A 16717-nucleotide genomic window follows, 5' to 3' on the forward strand; every position below is an offset into this window, starting at 1 on the left:
GAACGTGGACAAGGACGGAGTGGACGTCACCCTCCGCTCGCGCGGTCTCATGGTCGACATCCAACTCAAGTGGACACAGAGCCCGCGCGTCGTCCGTAGCGGCTACAGCTTCGACTTGGACATCGAGACCTACGACAAGTTGAGTGACCCAGAGTGCTCGGCGCCGGGGCACCTGGCGTTGCTCATCGTTCCGTCCGATTTCGCGAGCTCCGTCGTGGAACCCTTGGGGCGAGAGGACCAGCGACACGAGAGGAGTCGACGTGCCGAAGGCCAACCGGCAAGGTGCGAACGTGCGGGTACCGGAGGCTCTCCGTAAGGCTGAGAAGGACCACGCGGCATGACGACCGGGGATCGAGGGACCTTCGACGCCGCACGTGCAGAGCACCTGCTGACGAAGGCTTGCGCGCTCGCCGGGGTGCTCCCCCAGGACGTCGTGCTGCTGCGTCTCGGCGACCACGCGGTGTTCCAGCTCCATGGCGGAGAGGTCGTCTCCCGCATCGGACGCCACCCCGACCGCCTTCCGTCCGTCCGCCGAGAAGTGGCTGTAGGGCGGTGGCTCGCGACTGAGGGATTCCCGTCGGCGCGGCTCGTCGAGGAGGCGACGCAGCCCGTCGTCGTGGAAGGTCACCCCGTGACCTTCTGGGAGGGGCTGGCTGATGGCGGAAGGTATGCGAGTACATGTGAGATGGGCGAGCTGCTACGAAGGCTGCACAGTCTGGAGCCGCCGAGCGTTCGACTGCCCGAGCTGCGTCCCTTCGACAAGGTTGAGCACCGTCTAAGGCGTTCGGTGATACCCGCCGAAACTCGAAGGTACCTCGGTGACCTGGCAGACGAACTGGCTGCTGAGTACGGGAAGCTGCGGTTCATCCTCCCGCCAGGGCACCTGCATGGTGACTTCAACGTCGGCAACGTCCTGCGAGACGCTCGCGGGCGGCCAACGGTTATTGATCTTGACGGCTTCGCAACGGGCCCTCGCGAGTGGGATCTCATGCAGACGGCCATGTACTACGACAGCTTCGGCTGGCACACCGAGGCCGAGTACGCCGCCTTTGCGGACGGCTACGGCTTCGACGTCCGCCAGTGGTCCGGATACACCGTGCTACGGAGCGTCCGCGAACTGTTGATGGTTACCTGGCTCTCCCAGAACGCAGACGCGGATCCACGCGCGGCCGACGAAGTCGAGAAGCGGGTCAAAACGCTTCGGGCAGGAACATCCCGCAGGAGCTGGGCGCCGTTCTAAGACCGTGTCCTATGTGGTGAGGCGGTCGTTGAGCTTGGCATGGGGCGGGGTACGTGGAGTTGGATTGTTCCGGACGGGTTGTGGGAGATCGCGCAGCCGTTGATCCCGCGGTCTCGGGTGCGGCCGCAGGGCGGCGGGACGCAGGACACGCCTGATGAGCAGCTGTTCGCTGCGATCATCTACGTGCTGGTCAGCGGCTGCGCCTGGCGGGCCTTGCCGCCATGCTTCGGGATATCGAAGTCGACCGCCCATCGCCGGTTCCTGATCTGGTCCAAAGCCGGAGTGTGGGGCCGACTGCACGAGGAGATCCTGCACCGCCTCGACGACGCCGGCCTGCTCGACCTGTCACGCGCCGTCCTCGACTCGGCCCACGTGAGGGCGAAAAAGGGGGCGGACTCACCGGTCCGAGCCCCGTGGACCGGGGCAAAGCGGGTTCCAAGATGCACGTCTTGTCGGACGCGAACGGCTTGCCCCTCGTCGTCGGCGTCTCGGCCGCCAACACCCACGACAGCCAGGCCTTGAAGCTCATGGTGCTTGGGCACCAAACGAGACACGACCCCCACCGCGGCCGTCACTTCAAGCCCCAGCGCCTGCACGCCGACAAGGCCCACGACATACCTGAGCTGCGGAAATGGCTCCGCGGCCAACGTATCGGCGTCCGTATCGCCCGCAAGGGCATCGAGTCGTCAGAACGACTCGGCCAGCGCAGATGGGTCATCGAGCGGACCATGTCCTGGCTGACCGGCTACCGCCGCCTCAACCACCGCTACGAACGCCACCCCCGCAACTACCTGGCCTTCCTCGGCCTCGCCGCAGCCCTGTGCTGCTACAAACGACTTCACCGCCTCACCACATAGGACACGGCCTTAAGCGGCGTCGTGGCTCCATGTTCAGCGGGCTCTCGTCTCCAACGCCACACGCGTTGTTGCGGGTACGTCCAACACCTGGACTGCAACAATCCTCTCCGGTCACCTGAAGAGTTCGCTGGGATGAGAAGAGAAAGCGCAGGTGAGCGCCTCCCACGAAGCGAGGTGGAGCTGCAACCTTCGGCCAACCGTCCAGTGAGCCATCGTGAGGCACATCACTAGCAATACTTTTGAGTCTACTAGTGACGGCCTCATGAGCTGGAGCCGACGAACTTGGCTCGGTCCGGTCGCGAAGGCCCGGCAAGATCAGGAATGCACGCTGGTGGAGCTGGCCCTGGCCGTGTCCCCGAGGCGGTGGCGTATGCCCGTATGGTCCCGCTGATCACCGGGCCCACGAGGTCGCAAGGTGACCGGGCGCTGGCCTTGAGAGGCCGGAATCAGCGGTGCCCCGCAACGACGTCACGGGGCACCGTGAAGCTATCGGACGGCGACTGCGCGCGCCCGCAACAGCGCGTCGAGTGCCCTCACCGGTGACGTCGGGCGCATCGTCAGCCGGGCGTCGAGTGCCGTCTCCCACTGCTCGGTCAGCCCGAACCCGAGGCGTTTGCGCATGCCCGGGGTGACGTGGGCGTAGCGCGCTGAAACGGAGCCGTCGATGTGGCCCATGCGCTCGTCCATGAGGACCTTCTCGGTACCGAGGTCCTCCATCATCGTCCGGTGAGTGTGGCGCAGGCCATGAGGGGTGAGGCCCTTGGCTATCGGGAGCCAGCAGGCGTCGGCCCGGTCGCTGGCACCGCGTCCCCGGGCCGGGGCTCCGGGCCACGGCTCACCGAGCAGTGGTACGGGGCGGGCCACCTGGGGTGCCTTCTTCGGGTACCAGCCGGATACGGCCGGGGTGAACAGCCAGGTTGCAAACCCGTTCCTGCGCCAGGGCGCGGCATGCTCCGGCACGACGCTGCCCCGCACGAAGCCCAGGTCCGCGATGGCCTGCTTCACCTTCGTTCGCGTGGCTTCGGCGACGCGGTCAGGGCAGTTGAGGACGTTGGACACGGTGCCCGTGGAGACTTCGGCATGGCGGGCGACATCTACGAGTTTCGCGCCGTGGTGGCCGCCGGTGCGAGCCGCGCCTTGGCCCCGGAAGACGTAGGTCTTGCCGTGCCAGGAGCACGGTGTGGGCTTGGTGCGGGCGATGTGGTTGGCGACCAGGGCCGACAGCCAGTCCATCGAGTCGATGGTTCGGTAGCTGTCGTCCTTGGGCGGGCAGCGCACCAGTTCTCCCGTGTCGAGTTCGTACAGTTGCCACTCGACACGGACGGCGCCGGGGCGGACGAAGGCGGTCTCGAGGCCGACGACTTCGCCCCAGCGCATGCCGGTGTACTCCTTGAGGACGACGGCGACGAACTCGTCGTCGCGGCCGGAGAGCAGGGCGGCTCGCTCGGCGGTGAGCAGGATGCCGAGCGCGTCGGTGACGACCTTCTCCGGGCCACGGTCGCGGGAGCGGCCGGCTCGCTTGCCGCGCCCTCGTCGCCTGGCCGCTGGGTTGGACGGGATCAGGCCCTCGTCGATCGCGTCCTCGAAGATCAGGTGGAGCGTGGAGCGCCAGGTCTTGACGCTGGAGGCCGCGTACGCAGCCCGCTCCTTCTTCTCCCAGGCATCGACGTCCGTGCGCAGGATGCCCGCGAGCGCCTTGTCCTCGAAGTCGGGCAGCAGGTGTTCCTCGATGTGGCGCTTGTAGTTCTGCATGGTCGAGGCGGCCAGGTCCTGGGCTTCGTACCAGCGGTTCGCGTACTCGCCGAAGGTCTCCTGGCCGAGCGCCGGATCGCGCCAGTCGCCGCGCCGGTACTTGTTCTCGGCCTCACTCGCGGCGCGCTGGGCCTCGCCCTTGGTGGCGAACCGGATCGCCTTGCCGTTCTCATCGACGACCGTGAGGTGCTTGCCCGGGGCGGTCTTGTATCGGCCGCGCCAATAGTTTCCGCGCTTCTCCGCGAAACCCAAGTCCCGCTTCCTCCTCTTGTTCCGCTTCGTTGGTGGCGGCGCGCTACGCGACGGTGTCGTACTGCGTCCGACGCGGTGGACGGGCGCGCAGGCGTGGTGCCGAGGTACCGGGCGACCGGCGAGGTCGCGGGGGACCGGCTTGAGGGGCCGACATCGAAACCGGCCCTGCCACCGCTGCGACGGCCCGCGGCGGCAGGGTCGGCCGCTCCTCGTAGAGGCGCACGATCTCGGCGAGATGGTCGGCTGTGAATCGGTAGGCGCGACCGACTCGGGTGTGTGGGATCAGGCGCCGCCGTGCTCGGTCCTTGACCCACCAGGCGGAGCAGCCGAGGACCTCGGCGATCTCCTCGGGCCGGTAGAGGCGAGAACGGGCAGCTTCGGCCCCGCTGCCGGGGAGACCGGTCGCAGGGGCAGAGGGCATCGCGGCGTGACGCTGCAAGGAGGTGTTTCCTGTCTCGGTGGAGGTGTGCTCGGTCAGCGGTGCTGGACGCGCTTCATCAGAGCGCGCCCCGGTCCTGGCAGCAGGACGAGGTGCGGGGCGAGGAGAGCTTCGATGACGGCGAGGTCATCGACGTCGCAGCAGCGCTGAGCGCGTTCGATGCGGGACATCGTCGTGTCGGGCCTGGATATACCCGTGGACGGTCACGAGCTCAGCCAACTGGCCTTCGGACAGGCTGGGTTTGAGGCGGAGAGTTCCGAGGGTTCGGGCGCCCCTGTATTCCTGTTGCCACGGTTTCCAATATTGGTGCTGTCATGGCTCACTTGTAGCGTGCATTCGCCGGTTTGGTTAACCGGCGATCGTGGTCTATGTTCCGCCTGGCGCCGTTCAAGCGAGTGGTGATCCGGCGATCCTTCAAGGGGCAGGATTCACAATGCTGCGCAACTCCCTGGACGTCTCTGACGTGCGGTGTTGTGTTGTAACTTCGTCGTCGGCAGCACGTCAACGGCTTGGCGATGTGATGCTTCTGGCTCGGCATTCTGGGCACTTTTTGGTCAGCCGCCGATCGTGCCCTACCGTTTTCGCGCCACCCTCTTCGGCTCGATTCTCGGCGCCGTTCTGCCGTGAGAGATGCGACCGGATTGGGCTGGACTTGTGCGACCTGGGTGTGGCTGTGTTGAGGGCACCCCCAGAAATCGCGACCGGCTCTCAGTGCACCCTGCGCCAACAGCCGGGCACCGCCCTGCCCTTACGCCCCGACCGCCCCGATCCACGGTGCGCCGTGGGATCTCCGCCCACCGGCAACCGAGTGAGGACCGCCCCTCGTGGCACGAATTCGCACCATCAAGCCCGAAGCCTTCGTTTCCGAATCCCTCGCCGCCGTCACAATCACCGCCGAGCGCACCTTCTTCGGCCTGCTGACCCAGGCCGACGATCAGGGCCGCCACCGCGACCACGCCGCGATCATCGCCGGCCAGCTGTGGGTTCTGCGCCCGGACCACACCCCCGCCCACGTCGAGGAGGACCTCGCCCAACTCTCCGACGCGGGCCTCATCTGCCGCTACCAGGGCCCGGACCACAAGCGCTACCTCCACATCGTGACCTGGCAGCAGCATCAGAAGATCAACCGGCCCAGCAAGAGCCGTCTCCCCGCCTGCCCACACCACGACGCCCCGGCCGACACCACGCAGATCACCGAGCGCGCCACAACGGCCAACGTCACAGAGCCCGCACCGCCGTCTCACGGAACCCTCCGTGAGAGCTCCGGCGAAGCGCGGGAGCACCCGGGGAATCTCGGCACCGAAGACGAATTTGCAGGTCAGAAGGGCTTCACGGAGCCCTCCGTGAAAGCGCCCGGAGGAGTCCCCGCGATGGCGGTGACGCCTCATCGTCCGGATCTAGGACCTAGGAACATGGATCTAGGAACTACCCCTTCGGGGGGCGCAAGCGCCCCCGCACCCGACACCGTCTCAGCCCAGCAGCTCATCGCCGAGTACGCCGCCGCCTGTACCCATCGCCCACCCAGGGACGTCCTGAGCCACCTCGGCCAGCAGGTGCGCAAACTGCTCGACGAGGGCATCACCCCCGCGCACATCCGCTCCGGGCTCGAACGGCACCGTGCCAAGGGCCTGCACCCCAGCACCCTGCCGAGCCTGGTGCACGAAGCCATGAACGCCACACCCAACACGTCGCCTGTCCACAGGCCGTGGACGAACCCCACCGACGTCGCCGCCGCCTACGGAGAAGAGCTCTGACCGCCACCCGCACCCGCGCGCCCCAGCACGTCGGCCCAATCGCCGACCGGCTCAACCGGATCCTCGCCGACCGCGGCATCGACCCGAGCGCCGCAATCGAGGAGCCACCGGACGAGCCGATCACCGCGCTGGAACTCGCCGACGCCCGCATCCCCGCCCGCTACCGCCGCGCCCTGGCCGACCACCCACAGGTCACCACCTGGGCCGACCAGGTCGCCCATGCCGGACGCCCCGGCCCCGGCGGGCCCGGCATCGCGGAAGGCCCGTCGCTGCTGATCGCGGGCCCCACCGGCACCGGCAAGACCCACCAGGCGTACGGCGCCATCCGGGCCCTCCTCGCCCGTGGCGTCCGCCTGCGCTGGGAAGCCACCACCACCGCCGACCTGCACGCTCGCCTCCGCCCGCGGACCGGGCACGACGCCGAACGCGACCTGGAGACGCTGGCTCGGTGCCCGCTGCTGCTCCTGGACGACCTCGGCGCGGCCAAGACCAGCGAGTGGACCGAGGAACTCACCTACCGGCTCATCAACCACCGGTACGAGCACCTGCGCCCCACCCTCATCACCACCAACCTCCCCACCGCCGAGCTGCGTACCGCACTCGGCGACCGCGTCGCCTCACGCCTCGCCGAGATGACAGATCGCGTCATCCTCACCGGCCCCGACCGACGCCGCACCGCGCCCACCGCTTGACCGCCCCGCCCGCGCTCACACCTGCACCGAACCGCGCGGGCCCCTCCTTGTCGAGGGCATCAGGCGACTCCCGCGCCGATCACCCGCGCCTTCTGCTTCCCCGCACCTTGGAGAACCCGCTGTCCCCTACCGCCTTCGCGCCCCAGGCCACCCGGAGCACCGACACCCCTCTCCTCCCGGACTGGGCCACCTCACCCACGACCACCGCGGTGCTTCTTCTGCTCGTCGTCCTGCTCGCCGGATGGGTGATCCGCCAGCAGCGCCGTCGGCCGTCCGAAGCCAGCCGATGGCGCGGAACGGTCGCAGCGCGAGTCGCTGCCGTGGCCGCGCTGGGCTGCACCGCGTACAGCGCGGACACCAGCTGGCGGTTCGCCGCCGACTACCTGGACATGGGCAGCACCGTAGAGCGCGCCTTCATGTTCGCCACCGCGGAGCTGGCTCTGTTCGCGACAGCCCTGATGGCCCGCCAGAACCTCAACGGTCCGACACGGGCACCGGGGCTGCCCGGAGTCCTGGTGTGGGTGATCACCGCAGTGCAGATCATCCCCGCCTACGCCGAGTCCGGTCCCGTCGGCGGAACCGTGCGAGCCCTGATCGGACCGGTCATGGCCGCGATGCTGTGGCACTTGGCCATGGGCATCGAGCTGCGCCACCGGGCACCCGAAGCGGTCTCACGGAGCCTGGTCGCCGTCCTCATGCGCCAAGCGCGCGAACGCCTGCTGGCCCGGCTGAGCATTGCCGACCAGGACGCGGACGCCACCCGGCTCATCCGCGGGCGTGCCCTGAGCGAATCCGTTGCCCTGATCCTGCGCGCCGAGTCGATGACCGACCAGCAGCGCGGCAAGCGGCGGGGACGACGCCTGACAGAGCGCCTCCACGAGGCCCTGGAGCGGGCCGACGTCGACAGCGACCCGCGCCAGGACGAGCTGCTGCTGCGCAAGCTCGCCACTCGCAAGCAGGCGCTCGGCCTCGCCTCCATCACGCTGCCGCCGCGCTGGCACGCCCCGACCTCGTACGCCGCCCGTGACTCCGGGCACAAGCACCCGCGTACCGCCCGCCCGGAACCAGCCCCACGGGCAGAGGAAACTGCCCGCCCGCACCCGTCGGGACCACACGACGATCAGCTGTCCCCGACTGCCCGCCCACAGTCTGCCCGCCCGACGCCAGCACCGCCCTCACGGGCGGAGCCCGGGCTCCGCCCGCCCGAAGACCGCCCGTCGCTCACGGGCGACGCCTCCGACAGTGTCCCGGGCAGACGTAAGCGAAATCGGGCGGCCCGGAAGAGCCGGGAGGACAGCAAACCCCGCGCCTCCGACGAGGTCATCCTGACCTTCACCCGCCGTATGTACGAGGAGACCGGAAGCGTCGGTCGCGATCGTGTGGAGGACGCCCTGCGCGATGCCGACTACACCGTTTCCAGCGACGACGCCGGACGCGTGGTCCGCGAGTTCAAGAAGCAACTCACGGCCACGCCCAGCGCCCCCGCTCCCTGACCCTCACAGCCAACTGCTCCTGTAACCAGGTACTGAGACGGAGGTCCCCATGCGCGCCCGGCACCGGGAAGAACCCACCACCCACGACGACTCGCCGCCGGTCATCCCAGCCCCGAGCGGAGTGAGCGGAGCAAGGTATGGCATTGGACCGTCCAAGGGCCGGACCAATGCCGAAGCCTCCGCCCTGGGGGTGGCGGAGGCAGCACCCCGGCGCGAGGGCGCACCGGGGCAGGGGGTCGTGCGTGCCGCCGACGAGGCCGCGGTGCACCGTGTCGCCCGTCGTCGTGCCCGCCAGGGCGTGCAGCGTACAGAGCGTGTCGATGTTCGCTACGGCGCCGACGAGAAGCCCCTGATCCTGGCCGAGGCCCGTCGGCTCGGTCTGGCCGCCGCCCACTACGTCGGCGCTGTCGTCATGGCGCATGTCCGCGGTGACCTCGCCCTGCCCGGCCGACGCACAGCGGCCGATGACCTGATTGACGAGCTCGCCTCGCTGCGCACGCAGGTCGCCAGGATCGGCACGAACGTGAACCAGATCGCCCACCGCTTGAACGCGGGCGGCGATCCACACCCTGGGGACGCGTCCGTGCTCGCCGAGGCCGGACGGATCGTGGCCCTGGTAAAGCAGGCGGTTGCTGCGATCGACACGGCCGCCGATGTGGCCGCCACGCACCGCCGGGCGGCCTGATTGATCGCCAACATCGTCAAGCCCGGGCACAAGACCCGGGGTGTCCTCAACTACCTGTACGGGCCCGGCCGCGCGAACGAGCACACCGACCCCCACCTCGTCGCCTCCTTCGACGGCTTCGCCCCCGACCCCGGCCGCGACCCCGACGCCACATTGGCCCAGCTCACGGCTGTCCTCGACCTGCGGGTCAAGCAGGCCGGCGACAAGGCGCCGAACGACCACGTGTGGCACTGCTCGATCCGCGCCGCGCCCGAGGACCGAGTCTTGTCCGACGACGAGTGGGGCATCATCGCCCGCCGGGTGCTGAACGCCACCGGCATCGCTCCGGTAGGCGATCCCGACGCCTGCCGCTGGGTCGCCGTCCGCCACGCCGACGATCACATCCACATCGTCGCCACCAAGGTCCGAGGCGACCTCCGCCCGCCCCGCAACTGGAACGACTTCCTGCATGCCGACAACGAACTCGCTGCTATCGAGGAGCAGTACGGCCTGCGCCAGGTGGTACGCGGTGACCGGACCGCCGCCAAGCGGCCCACCCGTGCCGAGCAGGAGAAGGCCCGCCGCACCGGAAACGCCCGGACCGCCCGCGAGCGCCTGCGCACCACGGTCCGCACCGCCCTCGCGGCTGCCGCCAGCACCGAGGAGTTCTTCCGCCTTCTCGAAGGCTCCGGGGTCCTCGTGGACATCCAGTACTTCCCCTCCGGGGATGTCCGCGGGTACAAGGTCGCCGTCGACGGCGACACCAACAAGGACGGCCAGCCCGTCTGGTTCTCCGGCTCCACCCTCGCACCCGATCTCTCCTACCCCAAGATCGCCGATCGGTTGGAGTCTGTGACGACACCAACGGCGGATCGCACCCAGTCCCCTGCCTGGCGACGCCTCACCCAGGCCGCCGACCAGACGCCCGACCTCCTCGCAACCATCGACGACGGGACTGGGCAGGCGCACATTGCCGCCCTCGCCGAGACCCTCAACGCCCTGCCCCTGATCGCACCCGCGGATCTTCGGCCCCAGCTCGTACAGGCAGCAGCCGCCTTCGAACGAGCCAGCCGCTCCCGCATCCGCGCTCGCCACCAGCAAGCCCGCGCCACCCGGGCCGCCGTCAAGGCGGTCCTGCGTGAACCCGCCCCGAAGGACGGAGCCGTCCTCGCAGCCCTGTTCGACGCCCTCCTCCTGGCGGTCGTCGCCGCCTGCCACTGGCACCAGGCCCGCCACCACGACCAGCAGGCCGAAGCGGCCGCCCTGACCGCCGAGCACCTCCGCGCCGTCTACCAGGCAGCCGCAGTCCAGCCGCTGGCAGTGATCCACCGTCGAGGCCGGCGCCTCGCCCTACCGCGGCTTCAACAGCAGGCGACCGTTGTGCGCCAGGTCCTCCCGGACCTGGCCGACCAGATCGTCGCCGAAACCGGCTGGCCCGCCCTCGCCGCCACCCTCACCGACACCACCGCCGCCGGCCACGACCCCGCCGCCCTCCTCGCCCAAGCCACCCGACACTGGGAACTCGACACCGCCACCAGCCTCAGCGACGTCCTCACCTGGCGCCTGCGCCGCCTCGCCGACCTCCCCCAGCACACCCCCGGCGCCACGACCAGCCAAGAGCCGGCCCGGCCTGCCCGTTCCGCCTCGGCGCGCCGTGCGCGCTGAACTCTGCCCACCTATCCGACAAGGAATCCTGAAGATCCACCCTCGCCGCCGACATGTTCCCGATGCTCAGCGAGGACGACTGCTCGACCTCACCGAGTCCATCAAGACCGAAGGCCAGCACAGGGCGATCGCCCTCGACGCCGAGGGCGTCCTCCTCGACGGCCGCAGCCGTCGCACTGCCTACAGGCTCGCCGGCATTGAGCCCCGCTTCGGCGCATGACCCGGTCTACGGGCGAACCTGGAGCAGAGCGTGAGTGCCGCTGGTGCGCCAGGCCGACCCCGACCGTTCGACAGCATCCAGCGTCTCCCGCTCCAGCCCCGCGATGACGTCCGACTTCAGCGTGCGGAGCGCTGCGACCGCGCCCGGGAAGTACGCCGTGAGGTCCGCGAACGGGGTCGTCGCGTCCCACATCCGGTCGCCCACAAGCCGCCGGTAGTTGAGGTCGCCCTTCAGGATGGTCAGTGTGACCGCCGCGAACTCCTCCCGCAGATCCTGCGGCATGTCTTCGTACGGCAGTGGCGCGCAGAAGAACGGGTGGGCACGCAGCTCCAACCGGCCTGTGGCCATGGCCTCCCAGAGACGCCCGCCGATCCTGCCGGCCGTACCCGGCGCCTGGGTGAGGCGGCGGAGACAGTCGACGACATCCGCCGTCATCGCGTCGGACACGTAGTACGGGTGGGGCTTGACGTGCAGCACGATCCGCTTGGCGTGCCGATGCACGAGGAGGTGGTCGATGAGGATGAGGTCCGGGATCAGTTCTCGCCCCGCGTTGTCCGCGACCACGGCGACGGTGGAGCAGGCTCCAGCTGGCAGGAGCTGCCACAGCTCCGCGCTGTCGTCAGCCACCAGGCCACCTGCAGCGTCGCCGGCCGCCGCCTCCCCCTCCGTGACACGGAAGCCGAGGTCGGCGCGGTTGCCCCAGAGGGAGGCGTGGAGCAAGGCCGTCGCTCGCTCTTCGGTCGACGCGGTGGCGAGCGCGTCCAGGGCCCGCAGTTCGTCGTCGACCGTCGCACTGCGGAGTTCAGCCTGCTTGAAGGGGGCGAATGGATCGATCCCCTGCCACGGGCCCGTATCGAAGTACTCGACGGCACCGAGGAGCCTGCGGTAGAAGTAGCTCTCCGCCCACAGGAACGGGGCGTCGAACCACGACCGCCCGAAGTGCTCCCGCCCCCAAACCGCCCACTGCTCGTGATCACGCTCCGAGGGAGCGAGCGGCTCGACGACGCCGTTGGTGATCTCCTCCAGCAGGGCGTCGAGCGCCTCGTGCTGTCGACGGCCGTACGGGAAGGCGTCTCGCACCTGCTGGATCAGGGCCGGGTGGCGTTTGGCCAGGACACCCCAGGCGAACGAGCCGGGCTCGTTGCTCAGGATGACCCGTGCGTCGCGTTCGGTGGCCGAGCCGGAGTTGCGGTCGGCCCCTTCGCCCGAGCTATGGGAGATCTTCTCTGTCATGGTGACCGAGCCTTTCGTTTCGCGTGTCGCTCGTTCAAGCCACCGGCTGCCGTGTGGGTCCCGAGGTAGCTGTCCGTCATCCGGTCCGCTCGGACAAGGTGCCTCACGAAGCTGAACTCGCCATGGCCAGGACGATCCAAGCGGCCTTTGTTCCCTGCTCGGTAAAGCGGAATCCCCACTGGCCCTTGGCCAGTTCGTGAACGATGCGGAGGCCCCGCCCGCGTTCGATCAACGGCTCGTCCAATGCCCGTTCTCCTGTACGGCCTTGCCACGGAGACACGCATGCCGTGTAGAGGTGTGTGGGGAGCATGGGATCCCCGTCGTGGATCTCGCAGATGTACCTCCCCGCAGCCGAGCGCATGCGCACCTCGTACGGGCCGCAGGCGTGCTCGTGCGCGTTCGCTACGAGCTCCGAGACCGCCAGGGCTCCGTCACTGATGACGTCGCTTGGCAGGCCCAGGTCCCTGAGGACACATCGCAGAATCGCTCGGGCTTCGCCTGTCGGGTTGATGGTGTGGTCGGTCCAGCGGTACACGAGGCCGAGAGCGGCGGACGGCGCGCTGATCATCGGGCGGCGAACCTCCTGTGGGTGACATCGGTGGCCTTCTCCCGGAGCTCTGATGTGGTTCGCGACAGTGCCGCAGCACGCCGCCGAGAGGCGTACCGTCGCGGGCAGCACCCTGGCTTTGGGCGTCGGCGGACCCGGGAGGGTCGTGGCTCAAGCCCCCAACCGCGAGTCCGGTCGCGAGTCACGCATTCAACGATGGCCGCCGGTGTCCCTGATGCTCATGGGCGTTTATGAGCGCGCGGGCGAGCGGCCGGGCCAGGCTGCCGACTCACCCCCGGGCTTCACCTTCGCCCGTCTGGACACTGAGAGCATGGGCGGGTGAGTGCTGACGTGCTGGGACGCTGGGTGCCGGAACACCCCGAGGGCGCGGCTACGGTCTTCGCCAAGGCGGACTTCCCGTGGTGGATCGCCGGCGGATACGCGATCGAGCTCGCGGTCGGCCGTGAACTGCGCCCGCACGGTGATCTCGACATCCTTATCCTCCGGCGCGACCAAGTCCTCGTACGTGATCTCCTCGCTGGCTGGGACCTGTACGTGGCGGACCCACCCGGCCAGGGGGAGCTGCGACCATGGCGTCCTGGAGAGCTCCTTCAGCCACCGCTCCACGACATCTGGTGCCGCCGCGCGCCGAATACGCCCTGGTCCATGCAGCTCATGCTGGACGAGGCCGAAGGCACCCAGTGGGTCTCGCGGCGTACGCCGGAGATCCGGCTCCCGATCGACCGACTCGGGCGGACGAGCGAGACGGGCATCCCGTATCTCGCCCCCGAGGTGCAGCTCTTCTACAAGGCCAAGGCGACCCGGGAGAAGGACGAGACCGACTTCGAAGCTGTGCTGCCGCTGCTTGACGCTCCAGCACGCGCTTGGCTGGCGAAAGCGATCAACGTGATCGCGCCCGATCACCCCTGGATTCGCCGGCTCCTGCCGGTCAGCCGAACGTGAGCAGCGGGACGTCGTAGAGGTCAGGGTTCCGGGGGCGGGTCATGATGGGCGACGTGACCTCCACGACCATCAGTTCGCTGAGGAACTGGACCTTGGCGCTGAGGAGATGGCTCGTGCGACCGTCGGCCGACTGGGCCTTCAGGCCGGCGGAGACATGGATGTGGGGAAGGATCCCGCCGGTGGCCGGGTCATGGGCGAGAGTACCGGCGCCGAACGCTTCGACGTTGGTGACGTACGTCTTCGCCCAGACCGGTGCGTCCGGGTCGGCCAGCTTCTCGCAGGCGCCCACGATCTCGGCCTCCGTGAAGGCTCCGATGAACGCAGGGATGTAGCCCTGCCGTACGCCGTTGTCCCGGCAGAAGGCGGACAGTGCCTCGAAGAAGTCTTCCCCGTGGTCGAAGGTGACGCCGAAGGTACGGCCGACGGTCAGCTCGTGAGCACGCATGTGCGGGTGTCTCCTGATGAGGTGGGATCAGCGGGCGGAGGCGGTGGTGAAGGTCTCGCGGACCATCGCTCCGTCGGCGCCTTGGGCGAGCAGGGCGTGCAGGAGGAGCCGCGCCTGGTACGGGCCGAGGTCTCCGGCGCCGATGAGCCCTCGGCCGAGGAGGTCCTTCTCGGAGCCGGGGAAGCCGTACGTGTCGGACAGGACGGGCCCGTTGCCGATGCGGGATGCGAGGACCACGGGGATGCGGGACGCGAGCTTGGTGAGCCCTTCGACGAGGCGCTCCGGGACGTGGCCGACGCCGAAGGCCGCGACCACGAGTCCGTCACAGTTGCCGTCCCACAGGTCGAGCAGGGTGCCGTCGTCGCCGAGGGTGACGGTGTAGAGCCCGACGCGCGCCTCGCGGGTGGGGGCGCCGATCAGCGGTCCGCGGGGCGGTAGGCCGCCTACCATCCGCACCCGGTTCTCCGCGATCCGCGCGATCGGGCCGCTTGCTGGTGAGGTGAAGGCGCCTGGGCTGGTGGTGTGGGACTTGCGGACGGTCCGTGCCGAGTGGATCTCGTCGCCGAGTACGACGAGGCAGCCAGCGCCGGCGAGTCCGGGGTCGGCTGCGGTCAGGACGGCGGCGTGGAGGTTGGCCGGGCCATCGGCGCCGGGCAGGGTGGGGTTGCGCATCGCGCCCGTGACGACGATCGGCTGCTCGTGACCGTGGTAGAGGTCGAGGAGGAACGCGGTCTCCTCGATGGTGTCGGTGCCCTGGGTAACCACGACGCCGTCGACGTCTCCGGTCTCCAGCTCCGCCGTGATCGCGGCGGACAGTGCGGTGAGGTCCTCGAAGGCCAGGGAGGCGCCGGGCAGGCGCCGGAAGTCCCGAACCTTGAGGCCGATGCCGCTCGTGGCCAGGGCGGGTACCGCGGCGAGGAGCTCGTGGGCCGAGAGCGCGGGTACGACGCCTCCGGTGGCGGGATCCGTGGTCATGGCGATCGTGCCGCCGAGGGAGAGGACCGCCACGTTCCTGACCGACTCCGTCATATCCCCTGCTCCCCTGTCCGGACGCCGCCGAGCGCGGCCTCACGAGTGGTTCACGCAGGCTATCGGGTCGGCGCCGTCCGGGTACGCGGAATGATCACCAGCTGCTCGGCCACGAACCGGCAGGCGGCCTCAAGCCCTTCGAGGCCGAGCAACCGGCTGCGTGGCCGGGCCAGCCGCTCCGTACCGGCTGCCGACAAATGTGCGCACCGGCGACCGAGCCAGGAGGTGTCGAGGCCGAGGTAATCCGCGGTCGCCGCCAGGCGCTGTCCGGCCTGTTCGGCCGCCGTGGCCGAGCGGTGGCTGACGTGGCCGGTCACATCGGCGAACGTCCGCAGGGCTCCCGGCCGCGCGGTGACCGCGAGGTGGGAGGCCCCCTCGGTCCGTACCCATGTGGCGACGACGGCCCGGCGCCCCGGGGAGAGGGCGAAGCCGTCGGTGTGAGCGAAGCCTCCGTCGTCGGTCACCCAGGTGCGGATGCCGAAGGACTCCATGAGCGCGATGGCGAGGAAGAGCAGAACGCGCTCGTACGCGGGCGAGGAGGCCACGGCCGTCTCGGGGACGCAGAACCCCCGGCCGCTGGTACCACCCGGACGCCTGGGCGCCATTCGTTCCAGGTACTGGTACTTGTGCCGGAAGAACAGCCACGTGGCGGCTTCCTCACCACGCTGTTCCCTGGTCCAGAAGACAGGAGCGTCGCCCAGGTGGTCACGGTGGCCCAGGATGTACCGAGCCGCGGTCTCCGAGCCGATCAGCATCCTGGAGACTTCGGTCAGGCCGTGGTCAGAGGCCAGAGGTGAGCCTGGGGAAGCGGTGAGCGACGCTGGCGAGTTGTACAGGACTTGGTCATCGCCGAGGAGCGCCGCCTCGAAACCAGACACGGCCCACAGGATGCCGTAGGTCAGATCGTCCAGTTCGTACGCGGCGGGGATGTCGACCGGGGCTGAGGCGACGGCGCGTACGTCGCTCGGTCGGGCGTCGGTGACGAACTGTCGGACCGCCCCGTCCACCGTGCGGTTCGCGACGACGAGCGCGCGCATCGGCATGGTGCGCCAGGCATCCAGCTCGGGGCGGGAGTCGAGTCGCAGGCTGTCCCCGAGAAAGGAGGCGGCAGGAAGGGTCAGTACAGGAAGCGCCGTCGTCGAGACGGACCGGCCGGCGGGTAACAGAAGCTGACCCGGCCCTTCGGGCAGCGCCGCGTACCCACGGGCTCCGGTGTCCCCCGTTCCCGGTCGTCCCGTGGAGCCCGGGGTGTGCGGATCGGCCGTGGGCAGGAGCCCGATCAGTTCCTCCGGAACTCCCAATGCATCAGTCCATTGGACGAACTGCCGTCGGTCGCGGATCTGTTTGAGCCCTCGTTCCAGTCTGCTGACTTCGGCCTGGTCGATGCTGACCATCCGCGCCACGCCGGCCTGGGAGAGGCCCGTGTGCTTCCTGAACAGCTTGACGACGGGGCCGAGTTCCCATGCGACCAC

The 16717-nt window shown here is 69.3% G+C and carries 16 protein-coding genes; 8 read left to right on the forward strand and 8 right to left on the reverse strand.

Going from position 1 to position 16717, the window contains the following annotated elements; genetic code table 11:
* Nucleotides 1–337 precede the first annotated feature (337 nt).
* Nucleotides 338–1240: a phosphotransferase enzyme family protein gene (locus HPT28_RS12930; RefSeq protein ID WP_219091185.1), complete on the forward strand. Its 903-nt coding sequence runs from the start codon at nucleotides 338–340 to the stop codon at nucleotides 1238–1240.
* A gap of 39 nt (nucleotides 1241–1279) precedes the next feature.
* A protein-coding gene (locus tag HPT28_RS12935; protein ID WP_219091186.1) for an IS5 family transposase occupies nucleotides 1280–2097 on the forward strand; the annotation gives its coding sequence in 2 pieces (ribosomal slippage) (nucleotides 1280–1637 and nucleotides 1637–2097; 819 coding nt in all).
* Between the two features lie 486 nt (nucleotides 2098–2583).
* On the opposite strand, the gene HPT28_RS12940 is transcribed toward HPT28_RS12935, so the two are convergent.
* From HPT28_RS12940 to HPT28_RS12945, 3 genes are read right to left on the reverse strand one after another with little or no spacing between them, the layout of a single operon-like run.
* Entirely contained in the window at nucleotides 2584–4101 is a 1518-nt protein-coding gene (locus HPT28_RS12940) for a LacI family DNA-binding transcriptional regulator (protein WP_219091187.1), read from the reverse strand.
* Between the two features lie 43 nt (nucleotides 4102–4144).
* The gene (locus tag HPT28_RS26860) at nucleotides 4145–4522 is read right to left on the reverse strand and encodes a helix-turn-helix domain-containing protein (protein ID WP_257578521.1); all 378 of its coding nucleotides are present in this window, start codon (nucleotides 4520–4522) and stop codon (nucleotides 4145–4147) included.
* A gap of 53 nt (nucleotides 4523–4575) precedes the next feature.
* Nucleotides 4576–4710 carry a hypothetical protein gene (locus HPT28_RS12945; RefSeq protein WP_257578522.1) on the reverse strand — a complete coding sequence of 45 codons (135 nt, stop codon included), beginning with the start codon at nucleotides 4708–4710 and terminating at the stop codon, nucleotides 4576–4578.
* Nucleotides 4711–5364: 654 nt separating this feature from the next.
* On the opposite strand from HPT28_RS12945, the gene HPT28_RS12950 reads away from it, so the two are divergent.
* The 5 genes from HPT28_RS12950 (at nucleotide 5365) to HPT28_RS12970 (ending at nucleotide 10808) form a co-directional block, all read left to right on the forward strand.
* Nucleotides 5365–6294 carry a hypothetical protein gene (locus tag HPT28_RS12950; protein ID WP_219091188.1) on the forward strand — a complete coding sequence of 310 codons (930 nt, stop codon included), beginning with the start codon at nucleotides 5365–5367 and terminating at the stop codon, nucleotides 6292–6294.
* Entirely contained in the window at nucleotides 6291–6986 is a 696-nt protein-coding gene (locus HPT28_RS12955; protein WP_219091289.1) for an ATP-binding protein, read from the forward strand. Before HPT28_RS12950 ends, HPT28_RS12955 begins: the two co-directional genes overlap by 4 nt.
* Before the next feature lie 209 nt (nucleotides 6987–7195).
* The gene (locus HPT28_RS12960; protein ID WP_219091189.1) at nucleotides 7196–8479 is read left to right on the forward strand and encodes a hypothetical protein; all 1284 of its coding nucleotides are present in this window, start codon (nucleotides 7196–7198) and stop codon (nucleotides 8477–8479) included.
* A gap of 49 nt (nucleotides 8480–8528) precedes the next feature.
* Nucleotides 8529–9164 (forward strand): MobC family plasmid mobilization relaxosome protein, encoded by a 636-nt coding sequence (locus HPT28_RS12965; protein ID WP_219091190.1) that lies wholly within the window; start codon nucleotides 8529–8531, stop codon nucleotides 9162–9164.
* Nucleotides 9165–10808, forward strand: coding sequence for a relaxase/mobilization nuclease domain-containing protein (locus tag HPT28_RS12970; RefSeq protein ID WP_219091191.1), 1644 nt, complete (start codon nucleotides 9165–9167; stop codon nucleotides 10806–10808).
* 226 nt (nucleotides 10809–11034) lie between these two features.
* On the opposite strand, the gene HPT28_RS12975 is transcribed toward HPT28_RS12970, so the two are convergent.
* Nucleotides 11035–12261, reverse strand: a complete 1227-nt coding sequence (locus tag HPT28_RS12975) for a damage-control phosphatase ARMT1 family protein (RefSeq protein ID WP_219091192.1) — start codon at nucleotides 12259–12261, stop codon at nucleotides 11035–11037.
* Between the two features lie 103 nt (nucleotides 12262–12364).
* Nucleotides 12365–12829 carry an ATP-binding protein gene (locus HPT28_RS12980; RefSeq protein WP_219091193.1) on the reverse strand — a complete coding sequence of 155 codons (465 nt, stop codon included), beginning with the start codon at nucleotides 12827–12829 and terminating at the stop codon, nucleotides 12365–12367.
* Nucleotides 12830–13147: 318 nt separating this feature from the next.
* Between HPT28_RS12980 and HPT28_RS12985 the strand changes: the two genes are divergently transcribed.
* Nucleotides 13148–13771 (forward strand): nucleotidyltransferase domain-containing protein, encoded by a 624-nt coding sequence (locus HPT28_RS12985; protein ID WP_219091194.1) that lies wholly within the window; start codon nucleotides 13148–13150, stop codon nucleotides 13769–13771.
* Here HPT28_RS12985 and HPT28_RS12990 read toward each other — a convergent pair.
* From HPT28_RS12990 to HPT28_RS13000, 3 genes are read right to left on the reverse strand one after another with little or no spacing between them, the layout of a single operon-like run.
* Nucleotides 13758–14216, reverse strand: a complete 459-nt coding sequence (locus tag HPT28_RS12990; RefSeq protein ID WP_219091195.1) for a PPC domain-containing DNA-binding protein — start codon at nucleotides 14214–14216, stop codon at nucleotides 13758–13760. The two genes, HPT28_RS12985 and HPT28_RS12990, sit on opposite strands and share 14 nt — an antisense overlap.
* A 27-nt stretch (nucleotides 14217–14243) precedes the next feature.
* Nucleotides 14244–15245: an asparaginase gene (locus HPT28_RS12995; protein WP_219091196.1), complete on the reverse strand. Its 1002-nt coding sequence runs from the start codon at nucleotides 15243–15245 to the stop codon at nucleotides 14244–14246.
* 59 nt (nucleotides 15246–15304) lie between these two features.
* Nucleotides 15305–16717 carry a helix-turn-helix transcriptional regulator gene (locus HPT28_RS13000; protein ID WP_219091197.1) on the reverse strand — a complete coding sequence of 471 codons (1413 nt, stop codon included), beginning with the start codon at nucleotides 16715–16717 and terminating at the stop codon, nucleotides 15305–15307.

The organism is Streptomyces sp. JJ38 (genome assembly GCF_019303475.1).
GTDB lineage: Bacteria > Actinomycetota > Actinomycetes > Streptomycetales > Streptomycetaceae > Streptomyces.

Coding starts and splice junctions, on each gene's coding strand:
- HPT28_RS12945 (WP_257578522.1), bottom strand. CDS start 4,710: ATGTCCCGCATCGAACGCGCTCAGCGCTGCTGCGACGTCGATGACCTC.
- HPT28_RS12995 (WP_219091196.1), bottom strand. CDS start 15,245: ATGACGGAGTCGGTCAGGAACGTGGCGGTCCTCTCCCTCGGCGGCACG.
- HPT28_RS12930 (WP_219091185.1), top strand. CDS start 338: ATGACGACCGGGGATCGAGGGACCTTCGACGCCGCACGTGCAGAGCAC.
- HPT28_RS26860 (WP_257578521.1), bottom strand. CDS start 4,522: ATGCCCTCTGCCCCTGCGACCGGTCTCCCCGGCAGCGGGGCCGAAGCT.
- HPT28_RS12965 (WP_219091190.1), top strand. CDS start 8,529: ATGCGCGCCCGGCACCGGGAAGAACCCACCACCCACGACGACTCGCCG.
- HPT28_RS12990 (WP_219091195.1), bottom strand. CDS start 14,216: ATGCGTGCTCACGAGCTGACCGTCGGCCGTACCTTCGGCGTCACCTTC.
- HPT28_RS12975 (WP_219091192.1), bottom strand. CDS start 12,261: ATGACAGAGAAGATCTCCCATAGCTCGGGCGAAGGGGCCGACCGCAAC.
- HPT28_RS12980 (WP_219091193.1), bottom strand. CDS start 12,829: ATGATCAGCGCGCCGTCCGCCGCTCTCGGCCTCGTGTACCGCTGGACC.